Source organism: Paenibacillus sacheonensis (genome assembly GCF_009909195.1).
In the GTDB taxonomy this organism is placed as follows: domain Bacteria; phylum Bacillota; class Bacilli; order Paenibacillales; family Paenibacillaceae; genus Paenibacillus_Z; species Paenibacillus_Z sacheonensis.
In genome coordinates this window covers 245,151-261,161 of sequence record NZ_JAAAMU010000008.1, presented here as the reverse complement: position 1 = coordinate 261,161, position 16,011 = coordinate 245,151, and the positions used below count along the sequence as shown (strand labels likewise).

Sequence of the window (16,011 nt, the reverse complement as noted above, 5' to 3'; positions counted from 1 at the left end):
TTATCCCGGTCTTCCAGGCAGGTTGCCTACGTGTTACTCACCCGTCCGCCGCTAAGCCATCCCCGAAGGAATGACTCCGCTCGACTTGCATGTATTAGGCACGCCGCCAGCGTTCGTCCTGAGCCAGGATCAAACTCTCCATAAAAGTGGCCGAAGCCATTGTATGAATTCGCTTGGTAGCTCATTCGAAATACTAGCTTGCGAAACGTTAATTTCGCGATTTAAGACCTTTTGACAGGTCGCTCATTGTTCAGTTTTCAAGGAACAAATTCGTGTGTCGTTCGCCCAATGTCTCAGCGGCGACTTGATTAATATATCACAGTTGCTTGTCTCATTGCAAGCTTTTTTTAATTTTCTTATTAAAAAACTGTGATACATTTCTCTGCCTCAAAAGCGGCAAGAAGTAATATATCACAGTTATTATGGAGGGGTCAAGCTTTATTCATAATATCTTTTAAGCTTTTGTCCGTTGAAGAACTTCTTCAATGTAAAGCTGTTTTTCGTTCGCCAGATTCACGATCGTGCCATTCACGGATACCCATGGCCGAGTTGGATGATTACGATCCGAGAATACGATCTCTCCTAATCGATTGTCGCTTAAACGAACAATGGTGCCGTTGTGAAACTGCGTGGCTTTCTCGATAAAGATGCGAACATACGAAGGATCCAGCTTACCGAAGGAATCTTGGTTCAGTTGCTCCAATACTAAATAAGGAGAAGTCGCTTTGCGATAGGAACGCTTCATCGTCATGGCATTGAAAATATCCGAAATGGCTACGAACTTTGCGTAAGGATGGATCTTCTCCGAATTAATCCCGAGCGGATAGCCGCTGCCGTCAAACCGTTCATGGTGTTGAAGGGCTGCCAGCTTTACGCCCTCGTTAATTGCCGTGACATTCTTGAGCAATTGGTATCCGAGTACGGTATGCCGCTTCATATCTTCAACTTCTTCTGGCGAAAGCTTAGTGGGCTTGTTTAAAATGTTACGGTCGATCTTGGCATTCCCTATATCGTGAAGAAGGCCGGCTAAAGCGGACTGCATCCAATCCTTCTTAGGGAGTCCATTCCACTGGGCCATCATATAACAGCTCAATGCCGACATCACGCTTTTGTGGAAGAGATAATCCTCGCTCGGTACATTTCGCGGTGAGAAAGTCAGGATTTTATAATCCTGACTTTGAAGCAGCAATGATTCGAGCTGATTGCGAATATCGAGAATCGGCAGCGGCTGCCCGCTCATCATTTGGTTAAATACACGCTTCAGGAGCAATACGGTACGTTCATACTGCTCCGCAAGCGATGATTTGATGTGGGGGCTCCCCTGCGCTTCTAATTGACTCTCACTCGCTGCTGCTTCTTCCGCCTCTTTCTTGTCCGGTGGACCATCGATCGTAACATGCGGAACTAGAAAAGCTTGAAGGATGTCATATTCCCGGGGCGTAACGACCTTTCCTTTATGAAAAAGCACGCTGCCGAGCGGTGTAAGAACATCCTGTATGATCTTGTCTCCAAGCTTTACCTGCGAAACTGATACCGTGCCCATAGACTCTCCTCCACGTCAAAGCCTCAATCGCGCACCAACAAAATTATTCTTCCTCCGAAGTTAACTCTTCTGGCTCGATGCCTTCTCCGTCTTCTCCGGTATCGGCATCCGCCTCTTCGTTACGTGCAACACGAGTAACTGTCGCAACAGAGTCGTCTTCGCGGATATTAATCAGTCTGACACCTTGCGTATTTCTTCCCATGGTCGAAATATCGGCCATGCTCATGCGCATCAACGTACCCGAAGACGTCATGATCATCAAATCCTCGTCGTTCTGCACGACGCGCAGGCTGACGAGAAGACCCTTCTTCTCCTGAACGTTGAGCGTCTTGATCCCCTTGCCGCCGCGGCTCTGAGAGCGATATTCGCTTTCTGGCGTCCGTTTGCCGTAACCGTTAGCCGTCACGATCAAGATCTCGCTGCCCGGCGCCACAACGTCCATGCCGATTACCTCATCTTCATCATCCGAGCTGATGCCTTTCACGCCCGTTGCGGAACGGCCCATCGGTCGTACGTCTTGTTCGGAGAACCGGATCGACATGCCTTGGCTTGTCCCCATGATGATTTCTTGGTTGCCGTCAGTCAGCTTCACGCCGATCAGATCATCGTCTTCGCGCAGGTTAATCGCAATCAGACCGACTTTACGAATGTTTGCGTAATCGTCCAACGGCGTCTTCTTGACGATGCCGTTCTTGGTTGCGAAGAACAAGAAGCGGTCTGGCTCGAAGGATTCGACCGGAATAACGGCATTGACCGTTTCCCCCTGCTCGATCTGAATCAGATTGATAATCGGCGTTCCCCGCGCGGTGCGGCTGAGATCCGGTATCTCGTAGGCTTTCAGCCTGTAAACCTTGCCTTTATTCGTAAAGAACAGCAGGAAGTGATGGGTATTGGAGACGAACAGATGCTCGACGAAGTCGGTATCCTTGGTATCCATTCCAATAACGCCTTTGCCGCCGCGCTTCTGGCTGCGGTAAGTCTTAACCGGCAACCGCTTCACATAACCGGAGTGAGTAACCGAAATGATAACGTCTTCGCGCGGGATCAGGTCCTCATCGAGAATCTCGTCTTCGCTTGCCATCAGCTCCGTGCGACGCTCGTCACCGAATCTTTCTTTCACTTCTTCCAGCTCTTCGTTAATGATTTGAAGCACGAGCTGTTCATCAGCCAAAATCGCTTTGTACTCGGTAATTTTGCGAAGCAGCTCGGCGTACTCGGCTTCGATCTTGTCGCGTTCCAGACCGGTGAGGCGTTGCAAACGCATATCCAATATCGCCTGCGCTTGATCAAAGCTAAGACCAAAGCGTGAAATCAATCCTTCTCTAGCTTCTTCCGTCGTTTGCGAAGCACGGATCAATCGGATGACTTCATCGAGATTGTCGAGCGCGATGCGCAAGCCTTCCAAGATATGCGCACGTGCTTCCGCTTTCTTCAGGTCGAACTCCGTGCGGCGGCGAATAACCTCGATTTGGTGCTCCAAGTAGTAATAGAGAATGTCGCGTAGATTGAGCGTGCGCGGTTCTCCTTTGACGAGCGCCAGCATGTTGAAGCCGAAGTTCATCTGCATTTGGGTCTGCTTGTACAGGTTATTCAGCACAACCGTTGGCGTCACATCGCGGCGAAGCTCGATAACGACGCGCATGCCGTTACGGTCAGACTCGTCACGCAAATCCGTGATGCCTTCGATTTTCTTCTCGCGCACGAGCTCGGCAATTTTCTCGACAAGCCGCGCTTTTACAACCTGATACGGCAATTCATGCACGATAATGCGCGCTTTGCCGCCATTCTCTTCGATGGTTGCACGGGCACGCATGGTTACGGAACCGCGGCCAGTCGTATACGCCTGGCGCATGCCTTCGCGTCCCATGACGAAACCGGCGGTCGGGAAATCCGGTCCTTTGATGTAATCCATCAACTCGATCGGCGTAATATCCGGCTGGCGGATCAGCGCCTGGACGCCATTGATAACCTCCGTCAAGTTATGCGGAGGAATATTCGTTGCCATCCCTACAGCAATCCCGGTCAATCCATTGACAAGCAGATTCGGAAAACGGGCCGGTAGAACCGTCGGTTCATGCTCTTCGCCGTCGTAGTTAGGTGCAAAATCGATCGTTTCTTTATTGATATCGCGCAGCATTTCCATGGCTATCTTGGAAAGCCGTGCCTCCGTGTAACGCATGGCAGCTGCCATATCTCCATCGATGGATCCGAAGTTACCGTGACCGTCGACAAGCATATAGCGGAGGGAGAAGTCCTGTGCCATCCGTACCATGGTCTCATATACGGCCGAGTCGCCATGCGGATGGTATTTACCGATAACTTCGCCGACGATTCTGGCAGATTTCTTGTATGGCTTATCCGGCGACATGCCGAGCTCGGACATCGCGAACAAAATCCGACGATGCACCGGCTTCAGTCCATCGCGGACATCTGGCAGCGCGCGGCTGACGATGATACTCATTGCATAATCCATGAACGATTCGCGCATCTCGGTGCCGATATCTCGGTCCCGCACTTGCAGGCTTTTCTCTTCTGCCATCGTAAACCTCCTAATGTTTTGCGTATGTTAAGCTTCAAGGCCGCTGCCCCGGAATGGCAAACCGCAGCTGGCAAGCAGAAAAAATCATCAAACCCTACTAGAATCCCTTATAGTTTCGGCACATTCTTGCCTTCCTTAAACGTTTGCATACCCGAAACTTGGTGCAAACCGATCCGTGCTCCCAAAACTTTTCGGTCTTAGGTTAATACACGCTCCAAACCGGTTTTTTCGCCATAAACTAACATAATGTCGGCGTCGAATAGGGTCGTAATTTGGAAAACCCTAAAAATAGGCATTATCTCTATTATACCATTCATTTATAACCCTGTCTCCTGCAGGCTCGTAATCCCGTTACAGGAACGTTAACATGAAAGGTGGAGCCCTGTTGGCCATCCAGCGCGTGAAAAGCAAGTGGGCGAAAACAAAAGTATTGCTGCTCTCGGAGCCGCTGCGCGAGCGGATTCCGGTAACGAAAAGATGGCATATTCCACAGCTGGCTGCCATGCTCGAGCAGCATGGCATGGTGTATGTGAAGCCCGATCAGGGTACCTTTGGACTAGGCGTCGTTCGCGTCGAGAAACTCCCCGATGGCAGGTATACGTATCAGTCCGGGACCCATCCGCAGCATTTCCCTTCGTTCGACAAGATGGCAGCCTCGCTTCAGAAACGCATTGGCAGCCGGCAATACTTAATTCAACAAGGGATTCCCCTCCTGTCCTACGACGGGCTGCGCTTCGATATCCGCGTCATGGTGCAGTGCAATCCCAAGCAAGAATGGGAAACGACCGGCATCATCGGACGGCTCAGCCATCCCAAAAAAATCGTGACGAACTATCATAGCGGCGGTGTTCCTATGGCTTTCGATAAGCTGATGGAGCCCCATCTCACGCAGCCTCAGGTTGACAGCTACAAAATGTGGCTTGCCGAAATCGGCACCTCCGTCGCAAGGCAGCTGCAAACGCGGTATCCTCGATTGAAGGAACTGGGTATCGACATAGCCATAGACGAGTCGTTCCGCCCCTGGATTCTTGAAGTTAACACCCTTCCGGACCCCTACATCTTTCGCAAGTTGGACGATAAAACGATGTTTCGCCGCATTTACCGGTACTGTCTGGCCTATGATAGGCGTATGAAATAACGACAAGCCGCCCGATTCTTCGGACGGCTTGTTTGCTGCATCTACTAAACATCAAGATTCTTAACGTATTTCGCGAACTCTTGAATGAATTCGCGTCGCGGTTCCACGTTGTCGCCCATCAGCGTCTCAAAAATATTATCCGCCGCGATGGCATCGTCGATGGTGACTTGAAGCATCGTCCGGCTCTCCGGATCCATCGTCGTTTCCCACAGCTGGGAAGCGTTCATCTCGCCGAGACCTTTATACCGCTGTACGTTGACCTTAGCGCCTTCGCCAAACTCGGCGATTATCGCATCGCGCTCTCGCTCGCTTTGCGCATAACGGACAACCTTATTTCGTTCGATCTTGAACAGCGGGGGCTGGGCGATATAGACGAAACCTGCCTCGATGATCTTGCGCATGTAGCGGAAGAAAAACGTAAGCAGCAGGGTACGGATATGGGCGCCGTCAACGTCGGCATCCGTCATGATAATGACTTTATGGTAACGCGCCTTGGCCAGGTCGAAGTCATCCGCAATGCTCGTTCCAAGCGCCGTAATGATGGCCCGAATCTCCGTATTGGAGAGAATCCGGTCAAGGCGCGCACGCTCGACGTTCAGAATTTTACCTCTGAGCGGCAATATCGCTTGGTAATGACGATCGCGGCCTTGTTTGGCCGATCCGCCTGCGGAGTCTCCTTCTACGATGTAGATCTCGCTGATGGATGCATCACGCGACGAGCAATCCGCCAGCTTGCCTGGAAGCGCACTGACTTCCAATGCGCTCTTGCGGCGCGTCAGCTCGCGCGCTTTGCGCGCAGCTTCGCGAGCACGGGAAGCCGACAGTCCTTTCTCGACGATCTTCTTGGAGATGCCTGGATTCTCATCCAAGAACTCTTGGAGCTTCTCGGCAAAGAATGATTCGACGATACCGCGAACTTCGCTATTGCCAAGCTTCGTCTTCGTCTGTCCCTCGAATTGCGGCTCGGGAATCTTGACCGAGATAATCGCCGTCAAGCCTTCGCGCACGTCATCGCCGGACAGGTTAGAGTCGCTGTCTTTGATGGCATTCATCTTACGGGCGTATTCGTTGATGATCCGCGTGAGCGCGCTCTTGAATCCCGACTCGTGAGTACCGCCTTCATGCGTGTTGATATTGTTGGCGAAGGAGTAAATATTCTCGGTATAGCTGTCGTTGTATTGGAGCGCAACCTCGACCTGAATATTGTCCTTGGATCCCTCGACGTAGATCGGCGCTTCGTGCAGCGCTTCCCGGCTTCGGTTCAAATATTTGACGAACTCGATAATGCCGCCCTCGTACTTATACGAATTCGTCGTTCCCGTGCGTTCGTCGGTAAGCACGATCTCAATGCCTTTATTCAAGAAGGCCAGCTCGCGGATCCGCGACTGGAGCACTTCGTATTCGTACACGAGCGTTTCGGTGAAAATCTCGCCGTCCGGCTTGAACGTGGTGGTCGTTCCGGTATCGGACTCTTCCGCGTCGCCGATGATCTTCAGGTCATATTGCGGTGCGCCGCGACGATATTCTTGGCGGTAGACCTTGCCTTCCCGCTTAACGGTAACCTCGACCCATTCGGACAACGCATTGACGACCGAAATCCCGACGCCGTGAAGGCCACCCGATACTTTATAGCCTTCGCCGCCGAATTTACCGCCGGCATGAAGAACGGTCATAACGACCTCTAGCGTCGATTTCTTGAGCTTCACGTTCTCACCGACAGGGATACCCCGTCCGTTATCGATAACGGTGATGCTGTTGTTCTCGTGAATGATCACTTGAATACGCGTGCAGAAGCCTGCAAGCGCTTCGTCAATGCTATTATCAACGACTTCCCATACGAGATGGTGAAGTCCTTTGCCACTCGTGGAACCGATGTACATCCCGGGGCGTTTGCGTACCGCCTCTAACCCTTCAAGAACCTGAATCTGGCTTTCATCATACGTATGCTGATTCGACGACATGCTGGGTTTCACTGCTCCTCTCAACTACCCTGCTTGCGAACTCCGTTGGCTGCTCGGGCCTGCAACCTACCTGCCACACTTTGCAAACTGACAGCCCGTTAACCCTCTAATTAGTCGCAAAATGGTGCGAACGCTTCTTCAGCGTTGAGGATGAGATGGGCGAATAGTAGATTTTATGCTCGGTCACTACGATCGATTTCGCTTCTTCTTCCCCTATAACTTCAACGTCTTTCCGCTTACGGGCTTGCGCGACGAATTGCTTGGAAAGCTTGGAGGACTGCTCGATCGAAATATCGAAAATCGCCACGAGCTCCGCGGCGCGAATGATTTTCTCTCCGCCTAAATGAATATACATAAACCCGCCCTCCGTTTCTTCGTCACTTGCGATTACAGCGCTACATTACCGTCCTGCACGTGGTAAATGCGGGCGTCGTGCAGCTTGCCGATATTAACGCTCTCAAGCCCCGTGGTCGTAATAAACGTTTGAACTTTGCTCTGAAAGGTTTCAATCAGCTGCGTTTGCCGATGCTGGTCAAGCTCGGATAAGACATCATCGAGCAGCAGCAGCGGGTACTCGCCGATTTCTTCATGAATGAGCTCGATTTCAGCTAGTTTAAGCGACAAGGCAGTCGTTCGCTGCTGTCCTTGGGAGCCGTAAACCGAGGCTTCTTTGCCATTAATATAAAAGGCCATGTCATCACGATGAGGACCAACGAGCGTCATCCCGCGACGAAGCTCCTGATCCTTTACTTGTGTTAACTTTATCATAAATTGCTCAAATAAAATAGATTCATCTTCGGTGGAGCCGCTTTCGAAGGAGGGGCGGTAAACGATCGTCAGCTCCTCGGAACCGGCCGTGATGCCCGAGTGAATGGTCTGTGCCCACCTTTGGAGCTTCTCTATGAAGTTTTGCCTTTTTTTCACGATTTTAACACCATACTCTGCAAGCTGCATGTTCCAAACTTCCATCATCGCCGGATTGGCGGTGCCAGGAAGCGTAGCTTTCAAGTAATTATTTCGCTGCTGGAGCACTTTATGGTATTGGCCGAGCGCATGCAAATAACCGGGCTGCACCTGGCCGATTTCCATGTCGAGAAACCGGCGGCGCACGCCCGGCGTGCCCTTCACAATTTCAAGATCCTCGGGAGCGAACATCACGACGTTAAGCTGGCCGACAAAATCGCTTAATTTTCGCTGTTCCAATCCGTTGATTCTAGCCTTCTTCCCTTGCTGCGATAACATGAGATCAAGCGTCACGCTGCCGTAGCGTTTCTCTACTTCTCCACGGATACGCGCTTCGCTCGACTGCCAGCCGATCAATTCCTTGTCTTTGCTCGTACGGTGAGACTTGGTCAACGCAAGGACAAGAATGGCTTCGAGCAAATTTGTTTTGCCTTGGGCGTTGCGTCCGACAAACAGATTGACCTGACTATCCGTCTTCAGTTCGATCTGTTCGTAGTTGCGGTAATTCTGCAGTTGAATGGAATTTAATCGCAAAGTAAGGCCCCCCGGTCATAGCCTGCAAAAACAGCAAGCTGCCGCATTACCGTGTCACAATCGTAAACAAGCCGTATCCCTTGATGTCAATCTTGTCTCCGACATACAGCTTGCGGCCGCGTCGATTATCAGGTTCGCCATTCACGATAACCTTATGTTCCTGTAAAAAAAACTTCGCCGCACCTCCGGAATCGATGCACTCCGATAGCTTTAAAAATTGCCCGAGCGCGATATATTCCGTAGAAATTCCAATTTCTTTCATGTTCATTGCTCCTTAATTAACCCGTGGTCCGATACGGAAGAATGAGATGCAAGCTGTGCGGATGATCCGTCGGCTTGATAATGATCGGGCTCATCGCACCTGTAAATCCGACGAATATATATTCACTGTCGATTACTTTGAGCGTATCCAGCATATATTTGGAATTGAAGGCGATGCGCAGCTGCTCGCCGGTCATTTCTTTTACTTCCACCTGTTCCGTTACGCGGCCGAGCTCCGTAGAGCTGGATGAAATTTCAATGCTGCCGTCCTCTTGGGTAACGAGGCGGACAATGTTCGTTTTCTCTTCGCGCGACATCAAGTATGCGCGATCGATCGCATCCGTCAATTTTTTTGTCGGCAGGACGAGTTCTGTTTTGAAATGCTGCGGAATAATCTTAGAAGTGTCCGGGTAGGTGCCATCCAAGATGCGGGAGTAGAACAATACGTTGCCGACTTTGAAGAGGACTTGATTCTCCGCTACAACGATATCCACATGTGTATGATCGTCCGGAACTATTCTGGACAGCTCGTTCAGCGTTTTGCCCGATATGACAACATTGGAGAATCGATACCCTTCCGGCGCTTCGACCGTTGCGGTACGGCTTGCGAGCCGGTGCCGGTCCGTTGCTACGAATTTCAGCTGACCTTCGGTCATGTTCCACAGGGTTCCCGTTAAAATCGGGGTTTGTTCACTTGTGGATGCAGCGAATACCGTCTGACGAATCATGGATTTCAGAAGATCGCCCGGAACCGCAATCGACTCGCTTTGTTCAATGGTCGGCAGGACCGGGAATTCTTCTGGATCCAGTCCAACCATTTGGATATCCGTGGAGCCGGAGCGAATCATCGTTTGAAAATGGTCTTTGACTTCAATCTCTAGCTCGTCCGAAGGCAGTTTCTTCACGATTTCAACGAAGAATTTGGCTGGAAGCACGACGCTTCCCGGTTTCTCGACCTTTGCGATGACGAATTCGCCGTTCTCGACGGGAATAAAGCTTTGGATAGAGATATCGGTGTCGCTTGCTGTCAGGGTCACGCCTTGGTGATTGACGTCGATTTTGATGCCTCCGAGAATCGGGATTGCCGGACGTGTCGAAGAAGCTTTGGATACTTGTTGAATCGCGTCGTTTAATTGGTCTTTTCGGATCGTTAATTTCATAATTGTCACTCCTAAAGGGAAGGGGATCACGGCGGCAGCCGATTGCGTCGTTTTCACCCGTATTTTGATGATGTTTATTAATAAAAAATAGTAGAAGTCGTAGTAGGGGCGCTGAATATGTGGATAAGTGTATATAACACGGATAAAGCAAGCCTATCCACATGTGTATAGCGTGTGCATAGGCTTGCTGTTTAAATGTTGAAGAAGTGAATAACTTTTTCGTTCATTATTCAGCTTTCTTCATATTCGATATCAAGTATGGTTCTTAATCTTCTCTGTAAGCGTCTGAATGATCTTGAACAGCTCGGAATCGATTTTCAGCTGCTGCGTTATTTTCTCGTGAGCGTGAATGACCGTCGTATGGTCGCGCCCTCCGAAGGCTTCCCCGATCTTGGGCAGCGAATAGTCGGTTAATTCCCGGGATAGATACATGGCGATTTGCCTTGGGAACGCGACGGCTTTCGTTCGCTTGCGTGCTTTAAACTCCTCCAGCTTCAGGCCGTACAGCTCGCCAACCTTCTGCTGAATGTCCTGCATCGTAATCATCTTCGGCCTGCTGGTCGGAATGATATCCTTCAACGCTTCTGCTGCCAAATGGGACGAAATATCCTCGTTTATTAAGGACGAATAGGCCACTACCCGGATGAGCGCGCCTTCCAGCTCACGGATGTTCGTATCGATCTGGCTTGCGATATAGACCATGGCCTCATTAGGAATGTCCAGGTTTTCCGCTTTCGCCTTCTTCCTTAGAATCGCGATCCGCGTCTCCAGGTCAGGAGGCTGGATATCCGTAATCAAGCCCCATTCGAAGCGGGATCGCAGCCGTTCCTCGAGTGTCGGAATTTCCTTGGGCGGCCGATCGCTGGAGATGACGATTTGCTTGCGTTCCTCGTGAAGGGCGTTGAACGTATGGAAGAACTCTTCCTGCGTCTGTTCTTTCCCGGCCAGAAACTGAATATCGTCAATCAGCAGCACGTCGATATTGCGGTATTTATTCCGAAAAGATTCGCCGCGGTTGTCTCGGATGGCGTTGATGAATTCATTGGTGAACTTCTCCGATGACAGGTAAAGCACCCGCGTATTGGGATTGTGCTCTAAAATATAATGCCCGATCGCATGCATCAAATGCGTTTTGCCTAGGCCGACGCCGCCATATAAGAAAAGCGGGTTATAGGCTTTGGCAGGCGCTTCGGCAACAGCCAATGATGCGGCATGGGCAAAGCGGTTGTTGGCACCGATGACGAACGTGTCGAACATATATTTGGGATTGAGCATATGCGAATATGGCTCTTCCGGACCGACCTGAACTTGCGGCACGACAATAGGCTGCACTTCTGCAGGCTCGGGCGGCTTATTCTCTTCGATGACGAATTTTATGTCGAATTGACGCCCCATGAATTCCTGCAGCGTTGTCCGCACAAGCTTGGTGTACCGGCTTTCCAGCCATTCGGCCGCGAAAGTCGTCGGAGCTGTCACGACGACGATGGAATCTCCGCTGAACGAAGCTTTCGTCGCCTTAAACCAAGTATCGAAGCTCGGCTTGCTAAGCTTGGTTTGAATGATAGACAGCACCTGTTGCCACATTTCGTGCGTATGGCTATCCACAAATGGTCACTCCTTATCAAAATCGCCGAAAACGGCGCTATCCTGCTGAAAATGTCGAAAGGGGGAATTCGGCTGATAATGTGTCCACATTATTAAGGGGTGGAAAAATAAACTTATCAGAAGGGGATGAATGTTGTTCACATTGTTATCCACAGGCTGTTAATAAAATTGCGGGGGATTAAAGTCATCCACACGGAAAACATAATTATCATAGCAAAATAACCCTTGATATTCAACGATTCCGGCGATTTTATCCACAAATTCAATAGGTTGTGTACAAAACTTATCGACAACACTAGATATTGTTAATATCTTGTTACCAGTTCGACAAAAATCGGGAATGTGCGATAAATTCATCCACATGTTATTAATTTTACGCACACTTCGGCATATTCTTATTTTATCCACAGTTTGAATTTGGCAGTCCTTCGATTGCCCGTTCCGGAGCTGGAAAGGTTGACTTTTGCAGGGGGTCGTGGTTTAATTTAAAAAGGCGTTTTTTACGGAGAATGCTCATCGTTCGAGTGTTCTTATCGACCTTGCAGCATCCTCGAATAGGAAAACCGACGATTGCTAATCGTGAAGACGATCAGAAATAGCATGTACGTACAGTTAGTTAAGTAAGGATAGGAGGTGCATTGGATCAATGAGACCTACATTTAGACCGAATGTTAGCAAACGTAAAAAAGTTCATGGTTTCCGTAAACGTATGGCTTCCGCAAATGGACGTAAAGTGCTGAGCGCCCGTCGTCAACGGGGAAGAAAAGTACTGAGCGCGTAACTTTAAGACCACTTTACGTGGTCTTTTTTTCATTTATAAAGGTCATACTATGTAATAAAGGTTCGGTGAAGATGCGCCGTGCAAAGAAAACTGCGGTTACGTAAGCGCGAAGATTTCAGCCGGATCTACAGAAACGGGAAATCGTTCGCCAATAGCCAATTCGTCGTGTACTGGACCCGGCAGCATAAAGCGGAACCGTTCCGTCTCGGCGTCTCGGCAAGCAAGAAGATCGGCAATGCGGTCGTGCGCAATCGGATGAGAAGACTTGTGAAGGAGATTGTCCGCCATCAAACGGACCGAATCGCCGAGCAGCTCGATTTCATCATTATTGTCCGCAAACCGGCCGTCGGGCTTGGCCTCAAAGAACTCGAAAAAAGCATGCTCCATGTATTGAAGCGAGCGGGGTTAATGAAACAGAATCGCTGACCCTTGTAATCGCTTAACCACGGAGGCGGGCTTGTTTCTTTGTGCCATAAAATGTGATATAGTTTTACGTGAATGATTATGCAGTGCGCGTGCCTTTGAGAGGCCGGCGCTTATGGTACGCAGAGAGGAGATTTACATGTTGTCCCGTATTTCGAAACGAACCTGGTTAACGGCTTTCGCTCTGATCGCCGTCATGTTTTTCTTGAGCGGTTGTTCTTCGGCCACTCACCCGGTTTCTATGGATGATCTATCGCACGGCAACTTCTGGCAGCGGAATGTCGTCTATTATTTCTCCCAGGCGCTGGAGCACTTCGCTAAATGGTTTGGCGGCGAGTACGGCATTGCGATTCTGTTGATGGTTGTTATCGTACGGACGTTAATTCTTCCACTGACCATCAAGCAGTACCGCAGTTCGAAAGCGATGCAGGCACTGCAGCCGGAACTGGCAAAGCTGAAAGAGAAGCATAAAGACAACCCGCAGAAGCAGCAAGAAGAAACGATGAAGCTATTCCAGCAGCATAAGGTTAACCCACTGGCTGGCTGCTTGCCTCTGCTTGTACAAATGCCTGTGTTTATCGCGCTCTATAATTCGATTTATATGAATGAAAATATTCGTGAGCATACATTCCTCTGGCTGCAGCTCGGCGAGAAGGACCATACGTATATCCTCCCGATCCTGGCTGCAATAACGACGTTTGTTCAATCCAAAATGATGTCGTCTCAGCAGAAGACGATGCCGGCGATGCAAGGGATCATGATGATCTTCCCGGTATTGATTTTCGTCATGGCCATCTCATTCCCGGCTGCACTGCCGCTCTACTGGATTTTCAGTAACACGTATACCATCGTGCAAAATTATTTCCTTTATGTGCGCACCTCACCGAAAGATAAGGAGAGTGTCCCTGCGAAATGAAGAAAATCGTAGCATCGGGTAAAACGATCGAAGATGCTGTAAAGAGTGGTTTAACGGAATTGCAAGTATCCGCGGAACGCGTGAGCGTAACCGTACTGGAGAAGCCGAGTAAAGGATTGTTCGGCCTGATCGGAGTTCGTGCCGCCAAGGTGGAGCTCATGCTGAAGCCGGTGCCTAATCAAGCGGCTGAAGCTGAACCTCTCGTACAGACGGCTTCGGTTGCCGCGGTGGACAAGAGTACGGCGCCTGCGAAGGATGCCATCCTTGAAACGGAACGATTCATTATTGAAGTGGCAAGAACGATGGGGCTTGACATTACGATTGCTCGTAACGATTCAAAAGATGGATTGGTTCTCGCTTTATCCGGCGGCGGAGATCTCGGCATGTTGATCGGTCGCCGTGGTCAAACGCTTGATGCTTTGCAATATTTGGTCAATATCGTGGCCAACCGTTACTCCAACAGCCATCTGCGGATCGTGCTTGATGCGGAAGATTTTCGCGAGCGCCGTCGCAAGACGCTCGAGGATTTGTCGGATCGCTTGGCGGGACATGTCATTCGGACTCGGAAAGAAGTCGTTCTTGAGCCGATGGCGCCGCATGAGCGTAAGATCATCCATTCGCAGCTGCAGAATCACGCCAAAGTAAAGACGTTCAGCAAAGGCGATGAGCCTAACCGGCGCGTCGTCATTACGCTGAAATCATGATGCATACTGCTCAATTCAAGCAATGGCTCTTACAGGTCATTGCTCATTTTTTATTTTGAACCAAGTAATGAGGGACTAGATGATGATGATTCAAGACACGATTGCCGCCATTTCGACAGCTGTCGGAGAAGGCGGCATTGCCGTTATTCGGGTAAGTGGGCCTGAGGCCGTATCGGCCTGCGCACGTTATTTCCGATCCAAGTCGAATATGGCCGATGCTGCTTCGCATACCGTACATTACGGCCATATCGTGGATCCGGCTTCCGGCGAAACAGTGGAAGAGATTCTGCTGACCATCATGCGGGGGCCGCGATCGTTTACGGCGGAAGACGTGGTAGAGCTAAGCACCCATGGCGGCGTAGTTGCCGTCAAGCGGGTATTGGAGCTGCTGCTTCGCGCCGGGGAGATTAGATTGGCAGAGCCAGGGGAGTTCACAAAGCGGGCTTTCCTCAATGGTCGGATCGACCTCACGCAAGCGGAGGCGGTGATTGATCTGATCCGGTCAAAATCGGACCGGGCATTCTCCGTTGCATTGAAACAATCGGAAGGCATGCTGTCCAAAAAGGTAAAGACGCTGCGACATGGTTTAGTCGAGCTGTTGGCGCATATCGAAGTCAACATTGATTATCCGGAGCATGATGTCGCCTCCATGACGAGTGCTTACATCCGGGAACGCTGCGGCGAAGCGTGCGCCGAAATCGATCGATTGCTAAAAACCGCGGCGGAAGGCAAAATATTACGTGAGGGTATTGTCACTGCCATCGTAGGGCGGCCGAACGTAGGGAAGTCTTCGCTGCTCAATGCGCTTGTACAAGAAAACAAAGCGATCGTAACCGATATTCCCGGCACCACGCGGGATGTAATCGAAGAATATATTACGCTTGGCGGCGTGCCGCTTCGTCTGCTGGATACAGCCGGCATTCGCGAAACAGCCGATGTCGTGGAACGGATCGGTGTCGAACGGTCGCGGACGGCGCTCGATGAAGCCGATTTAATATTGTTGGTGCTGAATGCGGGCGAAACGCTTCACCCCGATGACCGTCAACTGATGGAGGCGCTGAGCGGCCGCCCGGTGGTCGTGCTGCTTAACAAGACCGATTTGCCGAGTATGCTGGATACGACGGAAATCGAGTCTCGCTTTCCTCCGGAATCGATTGTCCGGATGTCCGTGCTTCACGAACAAGGGCTGGATGAACTCGAGCAAGTCATCAAGCGGCTGTTCTTCGGCGGCGAGCTCGAGTCAGCGGATATGACGTATGTCAGCAATATTCGGCATATCTCGCTGCTGAATCAGGCAAGGCAGTCGCTGGTGGATGCCATTGATGCGACAGAAATCGGCATACCGATTGATATTGTGCAAATTGATGTCAGAACGGCGTGGGAACAATTAGGTGAAATGATAGGGGATTCGGTAGCCGAGTCGCTGATCGATCAGATTTTTTCTCAGTTCTGTTTAGGTAAATAATTGGTCTGAAAGGCAAGG

At 50.4% G+C, this 16,011-nt stretch carries 14 protein-coding genes and 1 rRNA gene; 6 read left to right on the top strand and 9 right to left on the bottom strand.

Annotated elements, in window-relative coordinates; all coding sequences use genetic code 11:
- The 3 genes from GT003_RS17740 to gyrA form a co-directional block, all read right to left on the bottom strand.
- Nucleotides 1-145 (bottom strand): 16S ribosomal RNA (locus tag GT003_RS17740); the annotation flags it as partial.
- A 309-nt stretch (nt 146-454) separates the two neighbouring features.
- Nucleotides 455-1,543: an HD-GYP domain-containing protein gene (locus GT003_RS17735; protein WP_161700176.1), complete on the bottom strand. Its 1,089-nt coding sequence runs from the start codon at nt 1,541-1,543 to the stop codon at nt 455-457.
- A 43-nt stretch (nt 1,544-1,586) separates the two neighbouring features.
- Nucleotides 1,587-4,082 carry a DNA gyrase subunit A gene (gene gyrA / locus GT003_RS17730; RefSeq protein ID WP_161700174.1) on the bottom strand — a complete coding sequence of 832 codons (2,496 nt, stop codon included), beginning with the start codon at nt 4,080-4,082 and terminating at the stop codon, nt 1,587-1,589.
- A gap of 367 nt (nt 4,083-4,449) precedes the next feature.
- On the opposite strand from gyrA, the gene GT003_RS17725 reads away from it, so the two are divergent.
- The gene (locus tag GT003_RS17725) at nt 4,450-5,220 is read left to right on the top strand and encodes a YheC/YheD family protein (protein WP_239566038.1); all 771 of its coding nucleotides are present in this window, start codon (nt 4,450-4,452) and stop codon (nt 5,218-5,220) included.
- 44 nt (nt 5,221-5,264) lie between these two features.
- Here the strand turns inward: GT003_RS17725 and gyrB are convergent, their stop codons facing one another.
- The 6 genes from gyrB to dnaA form a co-directional block, all read right to left on the bottom strand.
- Nucleotides 5,265-7,181: a DNA topoisomerase (ATP-hydrolyzing) subunit B gene (gyrB, locus tag GT003_RS17720; protein ID WP_161700172.1), complete on the bottom strand. Its 1,917-nt coding sequence runs from the start codon at nt 7,179-7,181 to the stop codon at nt 5,265-5,267.
- Between the two features lie 106 nt (nt 7,182-7,287).
- A complete protein-coding gene (remB, locus tag GT003_RS17715) occupies nt 7,288-7,536 on the bottom strand; it encodes an extracellular matrix regulator RemB (RefSeq protein WP_161700170.1) in 249 nt (82 codons plus the stop codon).
- 32 nt (nt 7,537-7,568) lie between these two features.
- Complete coding sequence (gene recF / locus GT003_RS17710) at nt 7,569-8,678, bottom strand: DNA replication/repair protein RecF (RefSeq protein ID WP_161700168.1); 1,110 nt, start codon at nt 8,676-8,678, stop codon at nt 7,569-7,571.
- A gap of 46 nt (nt 8,679-8,724) precedes the next feature.
- Nucleotides 8,725-8,940, bottom strand: coding sequence for a S4 domain-containing protein YaaA (gene yaaA, locus GT003_RS17705; protein ID WP_161700166.1), 216 nt, complete (start codon nt 8,938-8,940; stop codon nt 8,725-8,727).
- A 16-nt stretch (nt 8,941-8,956) separates the two neighbouring features.
- Nucleotides 8,957-10,099: a DNA polymerase III subunit beta gene (gene dnaN / locus GT003_RS17700; RefSeq protein WP_161700164.1), complete on the bottom strand. Its 1,143-nt coding sequence runs from the start codon at nt 10,097-10,099 to the stop codon at nt 8,957-8,959.
- A gap of 252 nt (nt 10,100-10,351) precedes the next feature.
- Nucleotides 10,352-11,704, bottom strand: a complete 1,353-nt coding sequence (gene dnaA / locus GT003_RS17695; RefSeq protein WP_161700162.1) for a chromosomal replication initiator protein DnaA — start codon at nt 11,702-11,704, stop codon at nt 10,352-10,354.
- A gap of 646 nt (nt 11,705-12,350) precedes the next feature.
- On the opposite strand from dnaA, the gene rpmH reads away from it, so the two are divergent.
- The 5 genes from rpmH to mnmE all read left to right on the top strand — a co-directional run bounded on the left by rpmH (nt 12,351) and on the right by mnmE (nt 15,993).
- Nucleotides 12,351-12,485 (top strand): 50S ribosomal protein L34, encoded by a 135-nt coding sequence (gene rpmH, locus GT003_RS17690; protein ID WP_090574515.1) that lies wholly within the window; start codon nt 12,351-12,353, stop codon nt 12,483-12,485.
- 78 nt (nt 12,486-12,563) lie between these two features.
- The gene (gene rnpA, locus GT003_RS17685; RefSeq protein ID WP_161700160.1) at nt 12,564-12,911 is read left to right on the top strand and encodes a ribonuclease P protein component; all 348 of its coding nucleotides are present in this window, start codon (nt 12,564-12,566) and stop codon (nt 12,909-12,911) included.
- A gap of 136 nt (nt 12,912-13,047) precedes the next feature.
- Nucleotides 13,048-13,824, top strand: a complete 777-nt coding sequence (locus tag GT003_RS17680; RefSeq protein WP_161700158.1) for a YidC/Oxa1 family membrane protein insertase — start codon at nt 13,048-13,050, stop codon at nt 13,822-13,824.
- On the top strand, nt 13,821-14,528 hold the full coding sequence (jag, locus tag GT003_RS17675; RefSeq protein ID WP_161700156.1) for an RNA-binding cell elongation regulator Jag/EloR: 708 nt from the start codon (nt 13,821-13,823) through the stop codon (nt 14,526-14,528). The genes GT003_RS17680 and jag overlap by 4 nt, the downstream gene beginning before the upstream one ends.
- Nucleotides 14,529-14,613: 85 nt before the next feature.
- A complete protein-coding gene (mnmE, locus tag GT003_RS17670; protein WP_161700223.1) occupies nt 14,614-15,993 on the top strand; it encodes a tRNA uridine-5-carboxymethylaminomethyl(34) synthesis GTPase MnmE in 1,380 nt (459 codons plus the stop codon).
- Nucleotides 15,994-16,011: the final 18 nt, after the last annotated feature.

Bases quoted from the DNA above. Each gene is read 5' to 3' on its own strand.
- GT003_RS17735 (WP_161700176.1), bottom strand. From the start codon at position 1,543: ATGGGCACGGTATCAGTTTCGCAGGTAAAGCTTGGAGACAAGATCATA.
- gyrA (WP_161700174.1), bottom strand. From the start codon at position 4,082: ATGGCAGAAGAGAAAAGCCTGCAAGTGCGGGACCGAGATATCGGCACC.
- GT003_RS17725 (WP_239566038.1), top strand. From the start codon at position 4,450: ATGAAAGGTGGAGCCCTGTTGGCCATCCAGCGCGTGAAAAGCAAGTGG.
- gyrB (WP_161700172.1), bottom strand. From the start codon at position 7,181: ATGTCGTCGAATCAGCATACGTATGATGAAAGCCAGATTCAGGTTCTT.
- remB (WP_161700170.1), bottom strand. From the start codon at position 7,536: ATGTATATTCATTTAGGCGGAGAGAAAATCATTCGCGCCGCGGAGCTC.
- yaaA (WP_161700166.1), bottom strand. From the start codon at position 8,940: ATGAAAGAAATTGGAATTTCTACGGAATATATCGCGCTCGGGCAATTT.
- dnaN (WP_161700164.1), bottom strand. From the start codon at position 10,099: ATGAAATTAACGATCCGAAAAGACCAATTAAACGACGCGATTCAACAA.
- rpmH (WP_090574515.1), top strand. From the start codon at position 12,351: ATGAGACCTACATTTAGACCGAATGTTAGCAAACGTAAAAAAGTTCAT.
- GT003_RS17680 (WP_161700158.1), top strand. From the start codon at position 13,048: ATGTTGTCCCGTATTTCGAAACGAACCTGGTTAACGGCTTTCGCTCTG.
- jag (WP_161700156.1), top strand. From the start codon at position 13,821: ATGAAGAAAATCGTAGCATCGGGTAAAACGATCGAAGATGCTGTAAAG.
- mnmE (WP_161700223.1), top strand. From the start codon at position 14,614: ATGATTCAAGACACGATTGCCGCCATTTCGACAGCTGTCGGAGAAGGC.